The 19,611-nt window shown below is 70.2% G+C and carries 14 protein-coding genes; 10 read left to right on the top strand and 4 right to left on the bottom strand.

The genetic code is table 11. The features are described from left to right. Positions 1 to 1,341: a hypothetical protein gene (locus tag KEG57_RS12295; RefSeq protein ID WP_272458488.1), complete on the top strand. Its 1,341-nt coding sequence runs from the start codon at positions 1 to 3 to the stop codon at positions 1,339 to 1,341. 62 nt (positions 1,342 to 1,403) lie between these two features. Here the strand turns inward: KEG57_RS12295 and KEG57_RS12290 are convergent, their stop codons facing one another. Further along, complete coding sequence (locus KEG57_RS12290) at positions 1,404 to 4,022, bottom strand: thrombospondin type 3 repeat-containing protein (RefSeq protein WP_272458487.1); 2,619 nt, start codon at positions 4,020 to 4,022, stop codon at positions 1,404 to 1,406. A 219-nt stretch (positions 4,023 to 4,241) separates the two neighbouring features. On the opposite strand from KEG57_RS12290, the gene fsa reads away from it, so the two are divergent. The 3 genes from fsa (at position 4,242) to KEG57_RS12275 (ending at position 5,891) form a co-directional block, all read left to right on the top strand. Further along, positions 4,242 to 4,889: a fructose-6-phosphate aldolase gene (fsa, locus tag KEG57_RS12285; RefSeq protein ID WP_272419927.1), complete on the top strand. Its 648-nt coding sequence runs from the start codon at positions 4,242 to 4,244 to the stop codon at positions 4,887 to 4,889. Between the two features lie 2 nt (positions 4,890 to 4,891). After that, positions 4,892 to 5,440 carry an rRNA maturation RNase YbeY gene (ybeY, locus tag KEG57_RS12280; protein ID WP_272458486.1) on the top strand — a complete coding sequence of 183 codons (549 nt, stop codon included), beginning with the start codon at positions 4,892 to 4,894 and terminating at the stop codon, positions 5,438 to 5,440. 136 nt (positions 5,441 to 5,576) lie between these two features. Then, positions 5,577 to 5,891 (top strand): HU family DNA-binding protein, encoded by a 315-nt coding sequence (locus KEG57_RS12275; RefSeq protein ID WP_153822102.1) that lies wholly within the window; start codon positions 5,577 to 5,579, stop codon positions 5,889 to 5,891. A 13-nt stretch (positions 5,892 to 5,904) separates the two neighbouring features. Here the strand turns inward: KEG57_RS12275 and lnt are convergent, their stop codons facing one another. Continuing rightward, a complete protein-coding gene (gene lnt / locus KEG57_RS12270) occupies positions 5,905 to 7,557 on the bottom strand; it encodes an apolipoprotein N-acyltransferase (RefSeq protein ID WP_272419929.1) in 1,653 nt (550 codons plus the stop codon). A 98-nt stretch (positions 7,558 to 7,655) separates the two neighbouring features. Next, the gene (locus KEG57_RS12265) at positions 7,656 to 8,711 is read right to left on the bottom strand and encodes an outer membrane beta-barrel protein (protein ID WP_272458485.1); all 1,056 of its coding nucleotides are present in this window, start codon (positions 8,709 to 8,711) and stop codon (positions 7,656 to 7,658) included. Positions 8,712 to 8,949: 238 nt separating this feature from the next. On the opposite strand from KEG57_RS12265, the gene KEG57_RS12260 reads away from it, so the two are divergent. From KEG57_RS12260 to KEG57_RS12250, 3 genes are all read left to right on the top strand, one after another. Further along, on the top strand, positions 8,950 to 10,227 hold the full coding sequence (locus tag KEG57_RS12260) for a class I SAM-dependent rRNA methyltransferase (RefSeq protein ID WP_272419931.1): 1,278 nt from the start codon (positions 8,950 to 8,952) through the stop codon (positions 10,225 to 10,227). Further along, positions 10,224 to 11,063 carry an HAD-IIB family hydrolase gene (locus KEG57_RS12255; RefSeq protein ID WP_272458484.1) on the top strand — a complete coding sequence of 280 codons (840 nt, stop codon included), beginning with the start codon at positions 10,224 to 10,226 and terminating at the stop codon, positions 11,061 to 11,063. Before KEG57_RS12260 ends, KEG57_RS12255 begins: the two co-directional genes overlap by 4 nt. A 260-nt stretch (positions 11,064 to 11,323) precedes the next feature. Next, positions 11,324 to 13,210 (top strand): serine/threonine-protein kinase, encoded by a 1,887-nt coding sequence (locus tag KEG57_RS12250; RefSeq protein ID WP_272458483.1) that lies wholly within the window; start codon positions 11,324 to 11,326, stop codon positions 13,208 to 13,210. A gap of 66 nt (positions 13,211 to 13,276) precedes the next feature. Here the strand turns inward: KEG57_RS12250 and KEG57_RS12245 are convergent, their stop codons facing one another. Then, a complete protein-coding gene (locus KEG57_RS12245; protein ID WP_272419934.1) occupies positions 13,277 to 13,825 on the bottom strand; it encodes a CxxC-x17-CxxC domain-containing protein in 549 nt (182 codons plus the stop codon). Positions 13,826 to 14,186: 361 nt separating this feature from the next. On the opposite strand from KEG57_RS12245, the gene KEG57_RS12240 reads away from it, so the two are divergent. Genes KEG57_RS12240 through KEG57_RS12230 form a run of 3 tightly spaced genes read left to right on the top strand, consistent with a single transcriptional unit; the run spans position 14,187 to position 19,395 of the window. After that, positions 14,187 to 15,659, top strand: coding sequence for a hypothetical protein (locus KEG57_RS12240; RefSeq protein ID WP_272419935.1), 1,473 nt, complete (start codon positions 14,187 to 14,189; stop codon positions 15,657 to 15,659). Next, positions 15,659 to 17,470, top strand: a complete 1,812-nt coding sequence (locus tag KEG57_RS12235; RefSeq protein ID WP_272419936.1) for an ABC transporter ATP-binding protein — start codon at positions 15,659 to 15,661, stop codon at positions 17,468 to 17,470. The genes KEG57_RS12240 and KEG57_RS12235 overlap by 1 nt, the downstream gene beginning before the upstream one ends. Further along, positions 17,467 to 19,395: an ABC transporter ATP-binding protein gene (locus tag KEG57_RS12230; RefSeq protein WP_272419937.1), complete on the top strand. Its 1,929-nt coding sequence runs from the start codon at positions 17,467 to 17,469 to the stop codon at positions 19,393 to 19,395. The genes KEG57_RS12235 and KEG57_RS12230 overlap by 4 nt, the downstream gene beginning before the upstream one ends. Positions 19,396 to 19,611 lie beyond the last annotated feature (216 nt).

Here is a 19,611-nt window from a genome sequence, read left to right as displayed (position 1 = left end):
ATGGCGAAAGGGCACTATCAAGGGATCACGCTCGCGCTGCTCGGCGTGGCGCTCTACGGCTGCCCGATCGACGACGCGCAGGTCGGCGAGACGAGCTCGTCGAGCAGCGGCAGCGGCGGCATGACGTCGTCGTCGTCGAGCTCGGGCAGCGGCGGCGCAGGCGGCATCGGCGGAAACGGCGGCGCGGGGGGTGTCGGCGGCGTCGGGGGAAGCGGCGGCGCAGGTGGTGTCGGCGGCGCGGGCGGCAGCGGCGGCATGGGCGGCGCGTGTCCCGTGGAACCCGGCTTGCCCGGGAGCTGCGACACGCCCGGTTGCCCCGCGTGCCCGGTGCTCGTGATGTTCGGGATCGGGACCCAGGGCGGCATCACGAAGCGGTTCCAGTCGAAGGACGGCTGGACGATGGAGACGGCCCTGACCGAGAAGAGCGCCGATGCGCCGGCGTTCGTGATCCTGCCCGGCCAGAAGGCGGGCATCGCGCTCCTGCGCAGCAGCGAAGGCGCGACGAAGGATCGGATTCGCGCCTCGACCTGGACCGAAGTAGGCGGCTTCGGCCTCGTGATGGACGTGGGGGCGAACGTGATGACGCGCGCCACGCCCGGGATCGCGGCGTCGAGCGCAGCGGCGCACATCGTCTACCAGGACGTGAGCAACAACCGCTACGGGTACGCCGCGTACACGCCGGGCAGCGGGTTCTCCCCGACGAACGAAGAGGTCAAAGTCGGAGCCGACACGTACAGCCTGGGAGATGCGGCCGCGGCGATCACGGTGCTCGGCATGGATCCGGTGATCGCGAACGACGGGTGGAACGATTCGAACCTGTACACGCAGCGTCGCGCGGCAGGCACGTGGGAAGCGGCGACGCCGCACGATGTGGGCGTCGACAACAGCACGCCCGCGATCGCGGCGCTCACGTCGGCGCAGGGCCCGGAGCTCGTGCTCGTCTTCTCGCGCTCCGCGGACAAGCAGCTCGCGTTCCTCACGCGCAAGGGCGGGACGTGGAGCACGACGCCGGTCGACATCACCGACGCGAAGTCGACGGATCCCGCGCTGCTCGCGTTGCCTTCGGGAGACGCGCTGCTCGTGTTCCGCGAGGTGGCGACGGGGAACCTTCGGTGGTCACGCTTCGACGGCGCGACCTTCTCTACCGTGGAGAATCTCGGAGCCAAGGCCCTCGGCAAGCCCGCGCTCGCGCTCGGCGCGGGCGACGCGGAGGCCGAGCTCGTCTACGTCGACACGACCGGCAAGGCGCTGCACGCGCGCCTGCAGAACGGCGCGTTCACCACGCCCGTGCTCGTCGGCGGGACGAACCTCGTCGGCGCGGCGATCGCGACGAACCTTTGAGCTGAAAGCGTGGAGGAGGGGAGGGGGATGCAGGGCGCATCCCCCTTTCGAGGGCCGACCGTTCAGGGGACGAACGGATCGCAGCCGACGAACACGACGTCGGCCTTGCTCCGCGGCATGAGCTTGAAGTTGTTGAACGAGTAGCCGTGGACCCCGGTGATCGAGGTGAACTGCGATCCCACCGCGCACGTGTTGTTGAGGCCCATGTTCAACGCCGCGTCGGTGATCTGGTCGTCGACGCGGAGGTTGCCGGTGACCGTGAACTCGTCGTAGTCGCCCGGCGCGTCCGAGTTCACGACCGTGATCGCCACGTTCACCACGCGCACGAGCATCGACTCGTAGCCCTCGGCGAACATGCCGTTCGTCGCGATGGTTGCGGGCTCGGCGACGTCGATCGGGCCGAACGGAAGCGTCGTGCCCGGGTCGTCGACGGTCGTGATCGCGTTCGTGATCTCGCCGAGGCCGAAGTACTCCTCGTACTTGCCCGTGACGCTGACGCGGTTGCCGAGCTGGACCTGCGGCGCCGTGCTGCCCGTGAAGACGAAGATGCCGCTGAAGGGCTTGAGCGACGTATCCTGCACGTAGAAGCCGCGGCTGTTGCCCGTGTTCGGGCGGATGGCCGTGACGTAGACGTCCTTGATCGCGACGGTCGAGCCCGCGGCCGGGTGCTCGGGATGCGCCGGGTTGCGGATCACCTCGATGAGCGTGGGCTTGGGCGGGCAGACCGGCGTGCCGAAGTTCGGCTCGGCGCACGGATCACAGACGTCGCCGTGACCGTCCGCGTCCGCGTCGGCCTGATCGGTGTTCGCGGCCTCGGGGCAGTTGTCGCCGCCGTTCGGCACGCCGTCGGCGTCGATGTCGTTCGCGTCGAGCGCGGTGCAGGTGTCGTTCGCGTCGAAGGGGCACGCGTCGCAGACGTCGCCGATCTTGTCGCCGTCGATGTCCGCCTGCGCGCCCTGATCGAGCGGTCGGATCGGGTTGAAGATCTTGGGGCAGTTGTCGGCGTCGTTCGCAATGCCGTCGCCGTCGTCGTCCTCGGCCGTGATGCCGTTCGCGTATTCCGTGCGCCAGGGGACGCAGCTCGGCTCGAGGCTCGGCGTCTGGTCGTTGCAGAAGAAGAGCGGGTAGAACGCCTCGCCGGCCGTGCGGATCTGGTTCAGCGTGATGCCGTTCAGGTCCTTCGCGACGCACGCGCGCTTGGCCCTCCCGCAGACGGGCAAGGTCTCGCAGTCCCCGCCTCCGACGCCCGGATCGGCCACGAGCGCGTCGTCGCCGTAGAGCACCTTGCCGCCGCGCATGACGAGCACGACGTCCTCGACCCCGGCGCCGATCACGGCGCGGTGATCCTTGCGATCTTTGCCGTCGAAGATCGTGACATCCGCGACGTAGCCCGGCTTGAGCATGCCCACGATGTCGCCGGCGCCCGCGGCGAGCGCGGCGTTCGTCGTGACCATGCGCCAGAGCTCCTGGTCGGAGAAATGGCCGTCGTAGTGGAGCGTGTTGAGCTCGTCCGCGCAGCGCAGCTCGCGCAGCAGGTTCATCGAGCCCGAGGCCACCCAGTCGGTGCCGAGCGCGATCGGCACGCCGAGCGTGTCGAGCAGGGTGACGCTCGCGGTGTTGCCGTAGAGGTCGACGTTCGAACGCGGCGACCAGACGACGGTGCTGAAGTCCTTGCGCATCTCGCCGAAGTCGTCGGCGTTGAAGCCGATCGCGTGCACGATGGCCGTCTGCGGCTGGACGATGTCGTTCGCGCCCGAGATCTGGCAGGTGATCTCGTTGTGCGCGGCCTGGTCGATGCCCTCGCTGACGTGCGGCACGTACGCCTCGATGTCAGCGATCGCCGTGGCGAGCGTGGGGGAGGGGTAATTGCAGCCCGACTCGAGCATGAGGCCACCGCTGTCGCCGAGCGGGAACGTGTCGGAGTCCGCGGGCGGGGTCGGGAGGCCTTCACTCCGGCCCTGCACGTCGAGGTTGCGGAGCAGACCCGCCTGACCGCCTGCGCCGAGCGTCGAGGTCGCGCCGCTCATCAGGAAGCGAAGCTCCGCGAAGCGCACCACGTCGCCGCTCGCGCCGCCGGCCACCGAGATCTTGGGCAGCCCCGGCGCGCCCTTTCGCCATTGATGGCGGTGCGTGTAGCGGATGCCGTCGTGCGCCTTCGGCGGGTTGTTCGCGAAGCCGATGTGATCGTGCGCGTTGATGAGCCCGGGCGAGATGACGCCGTCCGCGCACTCGATGATCGTCGGATCGGCCGCCGCGGGCGAGGCGCTGCAATCGCAGTCGACGCAGGCGACGCTGCCCGTCTTGTCGAGCGCGAGCTCGCCGCGGTGGAACGTCTGATCGGGCGCGAGCACGGTGCCGCGGAGGATCGTGCCCGTGGTCCCCTGCTTCACGACGGTACACGTGCCCTCGGCCGGCGGCGTGAGCGGCTCGCCTGGACACTCGATCACGACGCCGCTCGGCGCGCCTCCGCCGCCGCCCCCGCCGCCTTGTCCCCCTTGCCCGCCCGTGCCGCCCTGCCCGCCGACGCCGCCCTGTCCCCCTGCGCCGCCCTCGCCCCCTTGTCCGCCGACGCCGCCTTGCCCCCCTGCGCCGCCCGTGTTGCTGGTGCTCGTCGTGTTCGTACTGGGGTTCTCGTCGCTGCACCCGGCCGCCATCGTGGCGAGCGGGAGCGTCAGGGCCAATGTGCAAAGCAAGATTGAGGGACGGGCGGGGTGCGGCGGTCTCATGCATACATCTTACGCGAAAAAAAGCCTTCCGGCCGCACGTCCGCGCGTCCTGACGAACGGTGTCACGCGTTCGTCACGCCCAAACGATGCAGCCGTCGTGGGCGGCTCGGTCACCATCGCTCCGCTATCGACGCGCCGCGCCGCGCGCGCTAAGCACCTCGCCGGAGAGCGTGCATGAAGATCTTCATCGACTCGGGTGACATCGCGGAGATCAAAGAGGCGCAGGCGATGGGCGTCATCGACGGCGTGACGACCAACCCCTCGCTCCTCTCGAAGGGGGGCAAGCCTACGAAGGTGGCGATCGCGGAGATCTGCGAGGTGGTCGACGGCCCCATCTCGGCCGAGGTCATCGGCATCGAGGCGCAGGAGATCCTGCGTGAGGGCCGGGAGCTCGCGAAGATCCACAAGAACGTGGTCGTGAAGGTGCCGCTCATCGACGAGGGCCTGAAGGCGGTCCGGGTCTTCGCGGCCGAGGGCATCAAGACGAACGTGACGCTCTGCTTCTCCGCGTCGCAGGCACTACTCGCCGCGAAGGCGGGCGCGACGTACATCTCGCCGTTCGTCGGTCGGATCGACGACATCTCCGGGGAGGGCATGGACCTCATCCAGCAGATCGTGCAGATCTACCGGAACTACGAGTTCAAGACCGAAGTCCTCACCGCGAGTGTGCGCCACCCCGTGCATTTCGTGCAGGCGGCGCTGATCGGCGCGCATGTAGCGACGCTGCCGCTCAAGGTGATCAAGCAGCTCCTCAAGCACCCGCTCACCGACATCGGGCTCGCGCAGTTCCTCGCGGACGCGAAGAAGATCCCGCAGTCGTAGCCGTGGCGACCAAAAAGAAGGGCAAACCCGCCCCGCCCGCGCCCGCGCCAAACGTGGTGGAGGTCGCGACGCGGGGGGGGCCGTTCGAAGGCGCTTCGCCCGCCGTGATCCGCCGCCGCGCCGGCAAGATGCTCGATCACCTGGGGCTCTCGGGGGTCGAGCTCAGCATTGCGCTCGTCGACGACGCGACGATCCACGAGCTGAATCGTTCGTACCGGCACAAGGACAAACCCACGGACGTCCTTTCTTTTCCGCTGCACGAGCGTCCGCGCGGGTGGAAGCCGAAGGGGGCGAAGGGCGCGGAGATCGGCGCGGGTTGGCCGCATGTAGGGCCCCTCGGGGACGTGATCCTGTCGATTGACACGGCGCGGCGACAGGCCGCGGAGCAAAGCCGTCCGCTGCTCGCCGAGCTCACGATGCTGCTCGCGCACGGCCTTTTGCACCTCGTCGGGTACGACCACCGGACGGATGCCGAGGACCGCGAGATGACGGCGCGGACGCGGGAGCTCGAGGCGGCGGCGAGCGCGCGGACAACCGACGGCCCCCGGTGACGTTCGCGAGATTTTGCCTTGCGAGGCCAGTCTTCGCCTGTTAAACGGTCGCCCGCTCGCGTCCAGGACGTGCTCGGACCGAGCCATTTCATGCGGTCGTCACCGGTATCGGGCGGCGATCCAAGAGGAGGGCAGGATGCCTCTTAGCAAGCTGACGAAAGCCCAGATCACGGCCGCTCTCGCCGAGAGCACCGGCCTCGACAAGAAGGCCGTGGGTGGCGTCCTCGACGCGCTCTCGGCGCTCGTGGCCAAGCAACTCGGATCGGATGGTCCGGGCGAAATCACGATCCCGGGGCTCGTCAAGCTCAAGGCGAAGGCGACGCCCGCCACCGCCGATCGGCAGGGTGTCAATCCGTTCACGAAGGAGCCCATGACCATCAAGGGCAAGCCCGCGAGCCGCAAGGTCCGCGCGACGCCGGTCAAGGGCCTCAAGGATCAGGTGGGCGCGTAACCGAATCTTCGGTCTACGTCTCCGCTTTACCGGAACCGGCGCGGGCCTCATCGCTCGCGCCGGTTTCGTTTTTCGAACCCACTTTGCGGCGTGATCGCCAAACGAACGCGGCGATCGCGGCCACGAATCCGAAGCAGAGCGGTTTGTCCCCGAAGCGACCGTAGATCGTGAGGGATCCGTCACGGAGCGTGGGCGTCGCGACGAGCGTGGAGGGCGACGTGGAGTCGTCGCGCGCGACGACGATGCCACGCGCGTCGATCCACGAGAGCACGCCGAGGTTCACGGCGCGCACGAGATCCAGGCGATGCTCGATCGCGCGCATGGCCGCGAGCCGCGCGTGGAGCTCGGGCTCCGCGGTGCCCACGAACCAGGCGTCGTTCGTGACGTTCACGAGCAGGTTCGGCTGGAGCGCGCGTGTGATTCGCAGGCCGACGCCCGGGAGCGTGTCCTCGTAACAGTTGAGCACGCCCATGCGCACGGGGCCGTTCGCGTGGGGAAGCACGAGCGCCGTCGGCTCGGTGCCGGGCACGAGGCCGCCGCTCGCCTGGAAGATGCGGCGCAGCCAAGGGATGTAGGCGCCGAGAGGGACGGTCTCGCCGAACCAGAGGAGCTCGAGCTTGTCGTACGAGGGCTGGAGCGAGCCGTCCGGCAGGACGAGGGTCGCGGAGTTGCGGCTGTTCGTCTCGACGATGCCGGGGCTCGTGGCCGTCGGCTTCTCCAGCATGATGAGCCCGAACAAGATCGGCCCACGCGCGCCGTCGCCGTGAATCCCGCGTGGCCCGCGCGGCGCCTGCGTCGTGCCGTGCATGAGCGGGTAGGGATAGGCCGCCTCGGGCCAGACCGTGAGGTCGACGCCGCCCGCCTCGGCGTCCTTCGTGAGGCGCCGCAAATCGCGCAGGATCCCCACGTGATTTTTCGGATCCCAGCGCTCCGTCGGACCGACGGCCTGGTTGAGGAGCGCGACGCGGATCGAGCGCACCACCGAGGGCTGCGTGGAGAGAAAGCGAATGCGGAGCGCGCCGTGGAGCAGGAGCAGTGCGGGGATCGCGGCGGCGATCGCGAGCGGCACCGTGGTCTTCCTGTCGAAGCGCGCCTTCATCGACGTCGCGTCCTCTGCGAAGAGCGCCTGGAGCGCACGCGCGAGGAAGGCCGCGGAGACGGCGAAGATCACGGACACGCCGCGTTCACCGACGATGTCCGCGAGCTGCACGAGCGCAGGCCACGGGCTCACGAGGCCGGCCGGCGTCCACGCGAAGACCGAAGGGAGCGAGACCGCGACGAACACGCCGATAGCAAACGCGAGGATGAACGGCGCGCGAGCGCGGCGATGGACGAGGTGCGTCGCGCCCGCGCCGATCGCCCAGATGAGGGATTGCCCCGCGGCGAGCAGGACGAGCGCGAGGTACGAAGCCGCCGAGCCGAGCGGCGTGAAGCGCTGGACCACGCTCGGCACGAAGCGCAGGCCCACGATGCCCGCGGCCGTCGCCCACGCGGCTCCGCGGCCGAACGCGCGCCATGCCGTCGGCGCGTCCTCGAGCGACCACGCGAGCAGCGCGAGGCCGAGGAACACCGCGGGATAGAGGTCGGTCGGAGGGGAGGTGAGGGCGAAGAGGATTCCCCCGGCGATGGCCAGGAGGAGGGCCTTGTGGCGCCGCAGTCGTTGCATGGTGGGGAATCGGCCCGGCGAGGAGGAGAGAGAGCCGGGCCGCGTGGAGAGGATCTAGCAGCGGCGGGGGCCGCGCGCCGGGAGGCCGGCGCGCGCTGTCACCACCAGAAGGTCAGGCCGCCGCGGAAGAGGCCGCCGCCGGAGGTGTTCGTCGTGCGACCCGTGTTCGGATCGATGAACTCGGCCGGGCCCGACGCGGCGTTGTCGTCCGTCCGCTTGCGGATGAACGCGATCGCGTCGATGTTGAGCGCGAGCCTGCGCGAGACGCGGAACTCGAGGCCGATGCCACCTTGCCCGCCGAAGTAGCTGTACTCCGTGGAGAAGTTGGTGCCCTCGGGGTTCGGCGACAAACGCGGGTCCGCGTTCTCCGACTGCACCGTCGCGCTCGACCAGTGCACGCCGCCGGTCAGGTAAAACTGCGCACGGCTGCGCGGGTTCACGTAGAGAAGGCCGCTCAACGTGAACGGGGTCTCGACGCGATCGAAGCCGTTGTAGTCGGTCCCGCCGATGATGTCGAACGAGCCCTCGACGGCAAACGCGGGCACGGGGCGATATCGCAGGCCGAGCCCGAAGCCGCCCATCCCGGCGTCGGGATGCGCGCCTTGTTCTCCGTTGTCGTGACGGTCGTTATCGCTGCCCATCGCGACGCCCTGCAGGCGCAGGTTGAGGCCCCACTCGGGCTGCCAGCGGCGCTTCGCAGGCGCCACGATCGGCGTGCGCAGACGCGCGGGCGCGGCCATCACGCGGGCCGGCGGCGGAGGCGCCGGAGGCGGCGTGACGCGAACGGCCGGATGGTGCCGACGAACCACGTGCGTCCGGGCACCCGGCGCGACGATGATGATCTGCGTCTGCGCCGGCTGCTGCTGCACGACCTGCGGCTGCTGCGGCGCGGGTTGATAAATGACGACCGGCGGTTGGGAGCGACGAACCTGGGGCGCGGGCCGCGCGGGCGGCGGCGGCAGCGCCTCTTCTTCTTCGATCACCTCGACCGCGGGCGGCGGAGGCGGGAGCGTGTCGGCCTCGGGCGGGGGCGCGGGTTGCGCGGGAGCCTCGTCCTCGCAGAACCACGCACCCGGCGGGCAATCCGCCAACGCCACGGCGGGTTGGCTCAGTGCAGCGGCAGCCACGATGAAAGCAGGGGTCAAGCGGCGCATGGGACGACTCCTCGTTTGTGCTTGCAGCCTAGCAACCGGAGTGCCATCGGCCAGCACGCTGAGAGAGACGGTTTACGCGAGATCTCAGTGCACTCGCGTGCATCGTCTGCCACGGCGGGCTGTGATGAAAGGTTCACACGGTGGCCAAGCGACTGCCTAAAGAGAACAATACCCCAGCCAGCCGCCCATCGGTACGCATTCCGAGGGGGGCGACCCTCGTTCTTCCGACCGGACGCTCATGAACGCGCGCGCGAGATCCGCCCATGCCCCCGACCCGAGTCCTCCCCGCCCCGAGGGGCGTAGGTCAGGGTCCCCCATCCCCATCGTCACCCTCAAGCCGGGCCATGTGAGGCCCGTCTGGACCGGACACCCCTGGGTCTTCGCGCAGGCCATCGCCCGCATCGAGGGCGGCGCCCTCCCCGGCGACGAGGTCAAGGTCATAGACCCCCACGGCGCGACCCTGGGCCACGGCCTCTACACCCCCCGGTCGGCGATCCCGGTCCGCATCTACACCCGCGACGACTCGCCCATCGACGGCGCGCTCTTCCGCCGCCGTATCGAACGCGCGATCCAGCACCGGCGTGATCTCGGCCTGCCGAACCATATCGCGGGGCACGAGACCACGGCCTACCGGCTGATCCACGCCGAGGGGGACGGGCTGCCGGGGCTCGTCGTCGACCTCCTCGGGGACGTGGCCGTGGTGCAGATCGGCACGATCGGCGTGAAGCGGCGCGAAGGGATCGTGTTCGACGCGCTTTCCGAGTTGCTCTCGCCGCGCGCGATCGTCGACCGCACCTCGGCCGAGCTCGCGAAGAAGGAGGGCTTCGAGGCGTCCGCGGGCGTGGTCCGCGGGGATGCGAGCGTCGACAGGTTCTCGTTCCTGGAGCGCGGGCTTTCGTACGAGATCCCGCTCGCGCTCGGGCAAAAGACGGGCTTTTACCTGGATCAACGCACGCTTCGGGCGCGGGTCGAGCAGCTCGCGCACGGGCGGCGCGTGCTCGACGCGTTCTCCTTCGTGGGGACGTTCGCGATGGCGGCGGCGCGTGGAGGCGCGAAAGAGGTCGTCGCGGTCGACGAGAGCGCGCTCGCGATCGAGGTCGGCGCGGAGTGCGCGCGGAAGAATGGGCTACTTGGGCGGATCCACTTCCAGCGTGACGACGCGCGTCAGGCGCTGTCGCGGGCCTCGGCCGAGGGCGGCTTCGACATCGTGCTCTGCGATCCGCCGAAGCTCTCGCCCACGCGTGGCGCGAAGGAAGGCGCGCTCGGCGTGTACAAGGCGCTCGCTTCCGCGGGCTGTCGGGCCACGAAGGCGGGCGGGATCCTCGTGCTCAGCTCGTGCTCGAGCGCGGTCTCGATCGACGACCTCACGCGCGCGCTCGCCCTCGGAGCGCGCGAGGCGCGCATGCACGCGGTCATCTTCGATCGGCACTTCCAGGGCGCGGATCACCCGGTGAGCGCGGCGTTCCCGGAGGGGCTCTACCTGAAGAGCGTGATCGCGCGGCTCGAGGTGTTGTGACGGCCGCGTCGATCTCGGCCGCACCGCTCGCGCTCGCCGCGATGCCAGCGGAGGAGGCGCGCGGGCTCGCCGGGCTCGTCTTCGATCTGGACGACACGCTGCTCGATCACGGCGAGCTCACGGAGGTCGCGTATGCGTCGCTCTTCCGGCTGCGGGAAGCGGGGATGCGGCTCGTCGCGTGCACGGGGCGGCCCGGCGGATGGGCCGAGGTGCTCGTGCGGCAGTGGCCGCTCGATGCGGCGATCGCCGAGAACGGCGCGGTGGCCCTCGTCAAGGAGCGGCGCCCCGGCTCCGCGGCTCGCTTGCGCTTCGTGTTCCCGGAGGATCTCGCGGCGGCGGGATCGAGGCGCGCGGAGCTCCGGGCCCTCGCGGAGGAGCTCTGCCGTCGTTTTCCGACCGTGGCGCTCGCGGACGACAACCGCGCGCGCTTCACGGACGTGACCCTCGACATCGGCGAGCACTGCCGCGTGCCGGCCGAGGACGTCGCGGCCATGCGCGCGGAGGCCTCGAGGCGCGGCGTTCACACGCTCGCGTCGAGCGTGCACCTGCACCTCTCCTTTGATCCGGCCGACAAGGCCACGGGCACGCTCCGCCTCCTCGAGGCGGCCTTCGGGGAAGACCCGTCGCGTGCGCGGGTGACCCACGCGTTCGTGGGCGACAGCGGCAATGACGCGGCGGCCTTCGCGGCGTTCACGACCACGATCGGCGTGGCGAACGTGCGCGCCTACTTGCAGACGCTCCCCGTTCCGCCGAAGTATGTGACCGAGGCCGCCATGGGACGGGGGTTCGCCGAGCTCGCGACAACCCTCGTGGATCTCCGCGTTCATCCCGGTTGAACGCGGGACGTTGACGCATCAATGTGAAGTTTGTCACGCGATCCGGGGGGATGGAACGTGGGATGGACCAGCAACGGCGCACAGGGACGAGGACGCGGAACGAAGAGGCCCCCACTCTCTCCGAGATTCGCTATCTTGGCACCATCCGAAGTGGCTCTTTGCCCTGGGAGACGGGTATCGTAGCGGCTCTGCCTCGAGGCGGGGCCTTGGGCCGAACCCCGAGGCGAGTCTGTCTGGATCCGAGCATGTCCACCGGCTGAATGGCTTCTCGAACCCCCGCCCCCGGCGCGATCGTCGACAACAAGTACCGCCTTGCAGAGCGCATCGGCGGTGGCGGGATGGGCCACGTCTTTCGTGCGGAGAACGTGCTCGCCGGCCGCGCGGTCGCGATCAAGTTCCTCCACCCCGAGCTGTCGGAGAACACCGAGCTCGCGCAGCGCTTCTTCCAGGAGGCCCAGGCGGTCAACCGCATCCGCCACCCGAACATCGTCGACGTGATCGACGCGGGCGTGGGCGAGATGGGCCCCTACATCGTGATGGAGCACCTCGAAGGCGAGGGCGTGGGCTCCGCGCTGCAGCGCCTCGGGCGCTTCGACGTCGACGCCTCCGTCGCGACGTGCATCCCCGTCCTCGAGGCGCTCGACGCCGCCCACCGCGTGGGGATCATCCATCGTGATCTGAAGCCCGAGAACGTCTTCGTCGCGTTCGACGCGGGGCGAGGTCAAGCCGTCGTAAGGCTTCTGGATTTCGGCATCGCGAAAGTGCTCGACTCGAGCGGGCCCTCGCCACGCACGCGCACCGGTGTGGTGTTCGGGACGCCCGACTATCTCTCGCCCGAGCAGGCCACGGGGGATGCGCCGATCGACGGACGAAGTGATCTCTTCGCCGTCGGCGTGCTGCTCTACGAACTGCTCACGGGCACGCGGCCGTTCCGCGCGCCGACGGCCGTGGCGACGGCGTTCCGCGTCGTGCACGCCGAGGCGCCCACGCTCGCCGCGGCGGGCGTGCACGTCGATCCGCGGCTCGAAGCCGTGGTCGCGAAGCTCCTGCAGAAGGATCCGATGAAGCGTTACGCCACCGCGGGCGAGGTGGCGCGCGAGCTCGACCGCTTCTCGTCGGATCCGATGAAGCGCTCGATGGCGCTCGGCCGGATCATCAACCTGCCCCGGCGCGTCGCGCAGGCGAGCGTGTCGCAATCCCAAGGCGCGCCTCCGCCGCCGCCGGCCACGATCCTGCCCGAGCCCGATCGCATCTCGACGCCGCTCCGCGAGCCGCCTACCGCGCCGCCGCCGATCCGGCCGAGCGTGCGGACGAGCTTCAGCGATTCGGGCGCGTCATCGATTCCGTACGCGCCGACGCGTGTCGTGCCGAGCATGGGGAGCCCGAGTCGCACGAGTGATCCCGGGCCTCCGCCGCGCGGCGACTACATCGCTTCGCCGCGCAGCGTCGAGCCGCTCGTGCCTCCGGCGATGCCCAAGCCGCTCGGCGTGGCGCGGAGCGCGGCGTCGGCGGCGAGCGCGTCGGCGAGTTCTTCCAGCGCGGGTCCGCCGTCGCGGTACGTCCAGCCGCGCGCGGCGTCGCGGTTCCCCGGGATGTACCAGGTGCGCGGCGCGGTGCTGCGTGCTGTCGACAAGGCCCTCACCGAGGACGCGGGGCCGCGCGTGCGCGAGCAGGTCGTGGCGCAGCTGCCGCAGCGCTACGCCGAGGACTTCCTGAACGACTCGATCAACGCGCTCGTCGCGTACGATCTCGAAGCGCTCGACGCGTACATGGAGATCGCGACCGCGATCTCGCTGCACGAGCCTTCACGATGGCGCGCGCTCGGCCGCCTCGCGATTGGCGGCGAGCTCCACAACACGGTGCGCAGCGTGCTCCGGCCCGCGCCGGATCTGCAGATCGCGATCCGACGCGGGATCTCGATCTGGTCGCGGCTCTTCAGCTTCGGCGCGTGGAAGGTCGGCGCGAGCCAGAGCGGCAAGGTGGTCCTGCAGATCGCGGAGTTCGAGCCGGCGTCGCTCGCGCTGCGCCTGTGGGTCGTGGGGATGGTCGAGGAGACGGCGCGCCGCGCCGCGAGCTTCGACGTGCGTGTGGCGATCACCGCCGGCGAGGTCGGGTTCACGCCCGAGCTCACCTGCGAGATTGCTTGACGATGGGGGGCCGCGCGGCTTCGCCGCGCTTTGCCCCCCAAACCCCCCGGTGTCAGGTGGGAGACTTCAGGACGGCTTTTCAGCCTGGAAGCAAGCCCGGCAGTAGACCTTCTGGCCCTCGGCCGGCTTGAACGGGACGGTCGCCGCGACGCCGCACGCCGCGCACGTGATCGGAAAACCGCGGCCGCGCGGGCCACGCGGACCGGACGAGGCGCGCGGGCCTTGCGCGCGATCTTGGCCGCCTTCGCGCGGACCCTGACCTCGCTGCGGGAAGCCGCCACCGCGATGCCCCGGCGCGGCGGGTCGGCCGTACGACGGGTACATGGCGAAGTGCGGATCGGGCATCGGGCTTCGGTATTCGTTCACGTCGCCCGTGTAGCGGCCGGGGCGCGCGGCAGGCTCGTGCCTTCGACCTTCGCGTCCGCGCGGAGCGCCGCGGCTCGGGCCTTCGCTACGGCCCGCGCTCTTCGATCGCTTCTCGCGCCAGCAGGGCTTGCACAGTGTCGGCGGGGACGAATGCCCTCGCTCGGCGCGCGCGGCCGCGTCGGTGGCGGAAAAAAGGAACGACGAGCCGCAGCTCGCGCAGTTGATCTGCTCGTCTCGATGCTGCTCCATGGACACTCCGGAAACTCTTCGCAAAGGGCGCGGGTGCTGGGACCCGTGTGCCCGCATGGTGCGCTCGGCACGCCCCTGATTTCACGGCAAAAACGCCCGCCCCTTGGGGGGCGAGCGTTCGGAGATCGTGGAGATCAAGGTGACATGCAGCCCCTCGGGGTCAAGGCGCTCGTTCCTCGTCTCCACGGCCGTCCGCGGTCCGCCTCGTCTGTGCGCGACGCGCGAAGACGCGAGGGGATATCACCGCGTTTTGGCCAGTGCTACAAGGGGAGCCACAACGCCATCCGCCTTCGCTACGCACGCCGCACGCGACGCTCGTTCGCGCGTCGTGGTCGCGAAGAGCGCACCTCGAGCCAGAGCGATGACCCACGCCCCCTTGCATCTGACGGACAGCGATTTCGACGCCTACGCGCCGGAGAAGGCGACGTCGAACGCCTACTCGCGCCCGCGCCTCGAAGTGAAGCAACGCGCGCTCGCCTGGGCGCGCGGCGTGTTCGCGCGCCTCGCGGAGCTCGGGATCACGGTCGACATGCACGGCTCGGACGAGCATCCGACGCTGCGCAACAAGAAACGCGTCGACTGCCAGTGGGTCTTCTTCTGGCGCGACGCGGCAGCGCGCGAGGAGCTCGAAAGGCTGCTCGACGCGGGACGATCGATCTCGGCCGCGATCGATGATCCGAGCCCGTACGGTCGGCACGCGTTCCTCGCGCTCCGGATCGACTCGCACGGCGTCGAGGTTTGCTTCGCCGTGCATCCCGAGGCGAAGGTCGACATCGACAACCTGCGGGCGCGGCTCGCAGCGAAGGACGCCGCGGAAGGGGCGGGGTTTGGGGTGCAGGACGCCGCAGGCGATCCGAAGCCCCAAGCGTCGAATGGCCCGACCGGGCTCGCCGCCGAGCTCACGGCCGCGCTTCGCGCGCTCCCCGAGCAGTTCGCGGTGGGCGTCGGCGCCGATCGCGTGGCGGCGAGCGCGGCGACGCCCGAGGCGATCGAGGCGATGCTGGAGCGCGCGGCCGAGGGGCAAGTGCCGCTCTGGATCGGCTGGGCCGTGCCGCGCGAGGTCGCGCTGGAGCACGCGGAGATCCTCGACGAACAGCTCGAAGACGCGCTGCTCGCGCTCGCGCCGATCTACACGCTCGTCGCGTGGTCGCGGCAGAACGATCACATCGCGCTCGATCGGCGCCTCGAAGGCATCGAGCGCGAGCGCGCCCGGACGCACGCGGAGGTCTCGGCCCAGACGGAGAAGTGGCAAGCCGAGCAGGCCGCCGCGCGCGAGCGATCACTCGCCGAGGCGAAGGCGCGCGGCGAGGCCGAGGGGCCACGTGCTTCGGCGCTTCCGTTCGGTCATGGCGCACGTCCGGGGCACGGCGCGCCGCGCAGGCCTTCGCTCGACACGTTGTTCAAGCCGGGCAGCAAGGCCGAGGGCGATCGCGATCGGCGCGGCGGCAGGCCGCAAGAAGCGAAGGCCCCGCAAGCTCCGGCCGCGCCGCGCGAGCGCGAACGTGAGCACACGCCCGCGCCGCCTCGCGTCGCTCCTTCGCCCGCGCCCGCGGCGGCTGCGCCCGCGCCTGCGGCTTCGAGCAGCGCGAGCCCGGCGGCGCCGACCACGATGGAGAAGGGCGCGCGCGTGCGTGTCTTGAGCGGCGCGTTCGCGGACAAGATCGGCGTGCTCGGCGAGCTCGACGGTCGCGGCGGCGCGCGCGTGCTGCTCGGCCTGCTCTCGACGCGCATCGACGTGACGGATCTCGCCCTCGTGCCCGAGGGGCGCGAGCGGCCCGCGATCCAGAGCTCCCACCGGCGGCCCACGGCCCCGATGCCCCGCAAAGCGCGCTAATGCGAAAGGTCGATCCAGCCGAGTTCCCCACCGGGCTCGGCGCTCAGTTCCGGCGCAACATCTGGCTCTATCTGAGCGGAGCGCTCCTCCTCGCGACGCAGCAGATCCTCATGGTGAAGCGTGACTTCCTCGTGAGGGACGCCGTCGACGCTGCCGAGCAGTTCCGCGCGAGCGACGCCGCGCAGGATGCGCTGCTCATGCTGGGCGTGGTCATCACGGCTGCGGTCGTGCGTGTCCTCTCGCGCTGGACGATGTTCACCGGCGGCAGGAACGTCGAGTACGAGCTCCGCGCGGTCCTGCTCGCGCGCCTGCACAAGCTCGGCCCCGCGTTCTTCCGGCGCATGCCCACGGGCGAGATCATGAGCCGCTCGACGAGCGACCTGCAGCAGGTCCGCCTCCTCCTCGGCTTTGGCATCCTCAACGTGGTGAACTCGCTGCTCGCATTCGCGAGCGCCCTCTACGTCATGGTGCGCGTGAGTGGAAAGCTGACGCTCGCGGCGCTCGCGACGTTCCCCGTGCTCATGCTGGTCACGCGCACCTTCTCGGGGAGGATGTTCTCGCGCATGCGCGAGAACCAGGAGGCGCTCGGCAAGATGAGTGATCGCGTCCTCGCGAGCCTCGCGGGCGTCCGCGTCGTGCGCAGCTTCGCGCTCGAGGAGGCGGAGCTCGCGACGTTCGAGCGGGCGAACCAGGACTACGTCGAGAAGAACCTCTCGCTCGCGCGCGTCCGCGGCTCGATGCAGCCGATCATGGGCGCGATCCTGGCCGCGGGGACGATCATCATCTTCTGGTACGGCGGCTCGCTCGTGCTCCATGGCGAGATCTCGAAGGGCGCGTTCATCTCGTTCTGGGCCGCGCTCGGTCGCCTCATCTGGCCGATGCTCGCGCTCGGCTTCGTCACCGCGATCGTGGCGCGCGGCCGGGCGAGTTACGTGCGGCTCAAGGCGATCTTCGACGCGGTGCCCGAGGTCGTGAGCGGCGCGCTGCCCGCGCCCGAGGCCGTCTCCGGCGCGCTGCGCGTCGAGGGTCTCGCGTTCGCTCACGGCGAGCGGAGGGTCCTCGAAGACGTGCGGTTCGACATCCCCGCGGGCGGCTCGCTCGCGATCGTGGGACGCACGGGATCGGGCAAGAGCACGCTCGCCACGCTCTTGCCGCGCCTCTTGCCCACGCCGCGCGGCACGGTCTTCCTCGACGGCAAGGACATCTGCGATCTGCCGCTCGAGGTCGTGCGCGAGAGCATCGGCTACGCGCAGCAGGACGCATTCCTCTTCTCGACGACCGTCGCGCAGAACATCGGCTACTCGCTCGAAGAGCAGGACTCGCCCGAGGCGATGCAGAAGATCCGCGCCGCCGCGGCCGAGGCCGGCGTGCTCCAGGAGATCGAGTCCTTGCCGGACGGCTTCGACACGGTCGTCGGCGAGCGTGGCGTGCAGCTCTCGGGTGGCCAGCGGCAACGCGTCGCCCTCGCCCGCGCGCTCTTGCGCGAGCCGAAGATCCTCGTCCTCGACGACCCGATGTCCGCGGTCGATGCGAAGACGGAGGCCGCGATTCTCGGCGCGATCGAGCGCCAGGCCGCGCGCCGCACGCTCGTCCTGATCACTCACCGCGTCGCTGCGGCGAAGCGCTGTGATCGCATCATCGTGCTCGAGCGCGGGCGCGTCGTGGAGGAGGGCACGCACGAGGAGCTCGCCGCGGCCGGGGGCCTCTACGCGTCGTTCGCGGAGGAGCAGGAGATCGAGGCGAAGCTCGCTGCGTTCGGCGCCGAGGACCTGCCCTCCTCGATGCCCTCGCCGGAGGTCGTGCCCGCATGACGAGCATGTCCGTGGATTCGAAGGCGAACGGCGAGAAGGCGGCGGCGCCGGGGAAGACCCGGGCCGAGAAGGCGCTCGCGCGGTTTCACGAAGAGGACCGGCTCGCCGAGGGCCTCGACGCGAACATTCTCGCGGGGCTCTGGCCGTTCATGCGGCCGCACGCGAAGTGGCTCGTCATCTCGCTCGTGCTCTTGCTCCTCGGCTCCGGCCTCGCCGTGCTCCAGCCGTGGCTCATGGGGCTCACGTTCGACGCGTTCGGGCATCCCGACGCGGCGCGCACGCTCATGCAGATGGGCGCGCTCATCCTCGTCCTGAAGCTCTTCGAGCAGTCGATCGCGTTCCCGCAGGTCTACCTCATGCAGCTCGCGGGCGCGCGCGCGGCGGGCGATCTGCGCGTGCACGTCTTCCGCTTCCTGCACACGCGCAGGCTCGGTTTCTTCGATCGCACGCCCGTCGGCCGGCTCGTCACGCGCGTCACGAACGACGTCGACTCCATCAACGAGATGTTCGCCTCGGGCACGCTGAACGCCCTCGGCGACCTCGTTCGTCTCGTCCTCATCGTCGTGGTCATGCTGCGCCGCGACTGGCAGCTCGCGCTGATCACGTTCGTCGCGGTCCCGCCGGTCGCGCTCGGCGTCATGTGGACGCGGCGCCGGATCCGCGACGCGTTCCGTGAGATCCGCGTCAAGACGGCGCGCATGAACGCCTACCTGAACGAGCAGGTCTCGGGCATGGCCGTCGTGCAGGCGTACGCGCGCGAGGAGCAGAGCGCCGCCGAGTTCGACGAGATCAACGAGGCCTACCGGCAGGCGAACAACCGCTCGATCGTCTTCGACGCGGCGCTCGATGCGGCGATCGAGCTCGTGCAGAGCCTCTGCATCGCGGCCGTGCTCTGGTACGCGGGCGTCCGTTCGCTCTCGGATCGCGTCTCGTTCGGCACGCTCGTCACGTTCGTCGCGTACATCGAGATGTTCTTCGTCCCGATCCGCGACCTCTCGGCGCGCATGACGCAGCTCCAGTCGGCGTTGGCCGGCGCGGAGCGCATCTTCCAGCTCCTCGAAAACAAGGAGGAGGACGCGCCGGTCCCCGCGGACGCCGAGGGGCAGGCCGTGAAGAAGGACGATCCGGGGGTCGGGGCGAAGGACGCCGGAGGCGATCCGCAGCCCCGAACGTCGAACAACGCGTTCGAGCTCGATCACGTCGACTTCGAGTATAAGCCCGGCGTGCCCATCCTCCGCGACGTCTCGATCCAGGCGGCGAAGGGCGAGAAGATCGCGCTCGTCGGCGCGACGGGCGCGGGCAAGACGACGGTCGCGTCGCTGCTCCTGCGCCTCTACGAAGCCAAGCAGGGGGCGGTGCGTGTCTTCGGCCGCGATGTGCGGAACGCGCCGCGCGACGAGCTTCGGAAAAGCTTCGCCGTCGTGCCGCAGGAGGTCTTCCTCTTCCCCGGAACGATCGCCAGCAACATCGCGGCCGGCGACGTCGAGGTCGACAGGGCGCGTGTCGTCCGCGCGCTCGAGCGGATCGGCGCGCTCGATCTCTTCGAGCGTCGCGAGGGCGGGCTCGACGCCAAGGTCGAGGAGCGCGGGTCGAACTTCTCGGCGGGCGAGCGCCAGCTCATCGCGTTCGCGCGCGCGCTCTACCGCGACCCGCCGATCCTCGTGCTCGACGAGGCCACGGCGAACATCGACAGCGACACCGAGGCGCGCCTGCAAAAGGCCGTCTGGGCCGCGATGCAGGGCCGCACCGCGCTCATCATCGCGCACCGGCTCTCGACGATCCGCGCCGTCGATCGCATCGTCGTCTTCCACAAGGGACGCGTCGTCGAGCAGGGCAGCCACGAGACGCTGCTAGCGCAGGGCGGGGCGTACGCGCGCCTCTACCAGCTCCAGTTCAGCCGGGGCGAGGCGCACGCGGCGGAGTAGGCGTTCCGCGAGGGCGGGATGCTGTTCCGCAAGGGCGGGATGCTGTTCCGCAAGGGCGGGATGCTGTTCCGCAAGGGCGGGATGCCGTTCCGCAAGGGCGGGGTGTCGTTCCGCGAGGGCGGGGTGTCGTTCCGCAAGGGCGGGATGTCGTTCCGCGAGGGCGGGATGTCGTTCCGCGAGGGCGGGGTGTTGTTCCGCGAGGGCGGGGTGTCGTTC

This window comes from Polyangium jinanense (assembly GCF_028435365.1).
Note: the sequence above shows the minus strand (reverse complement) of the source record. Positions and strands in the feature narration are given on the sequence as shown.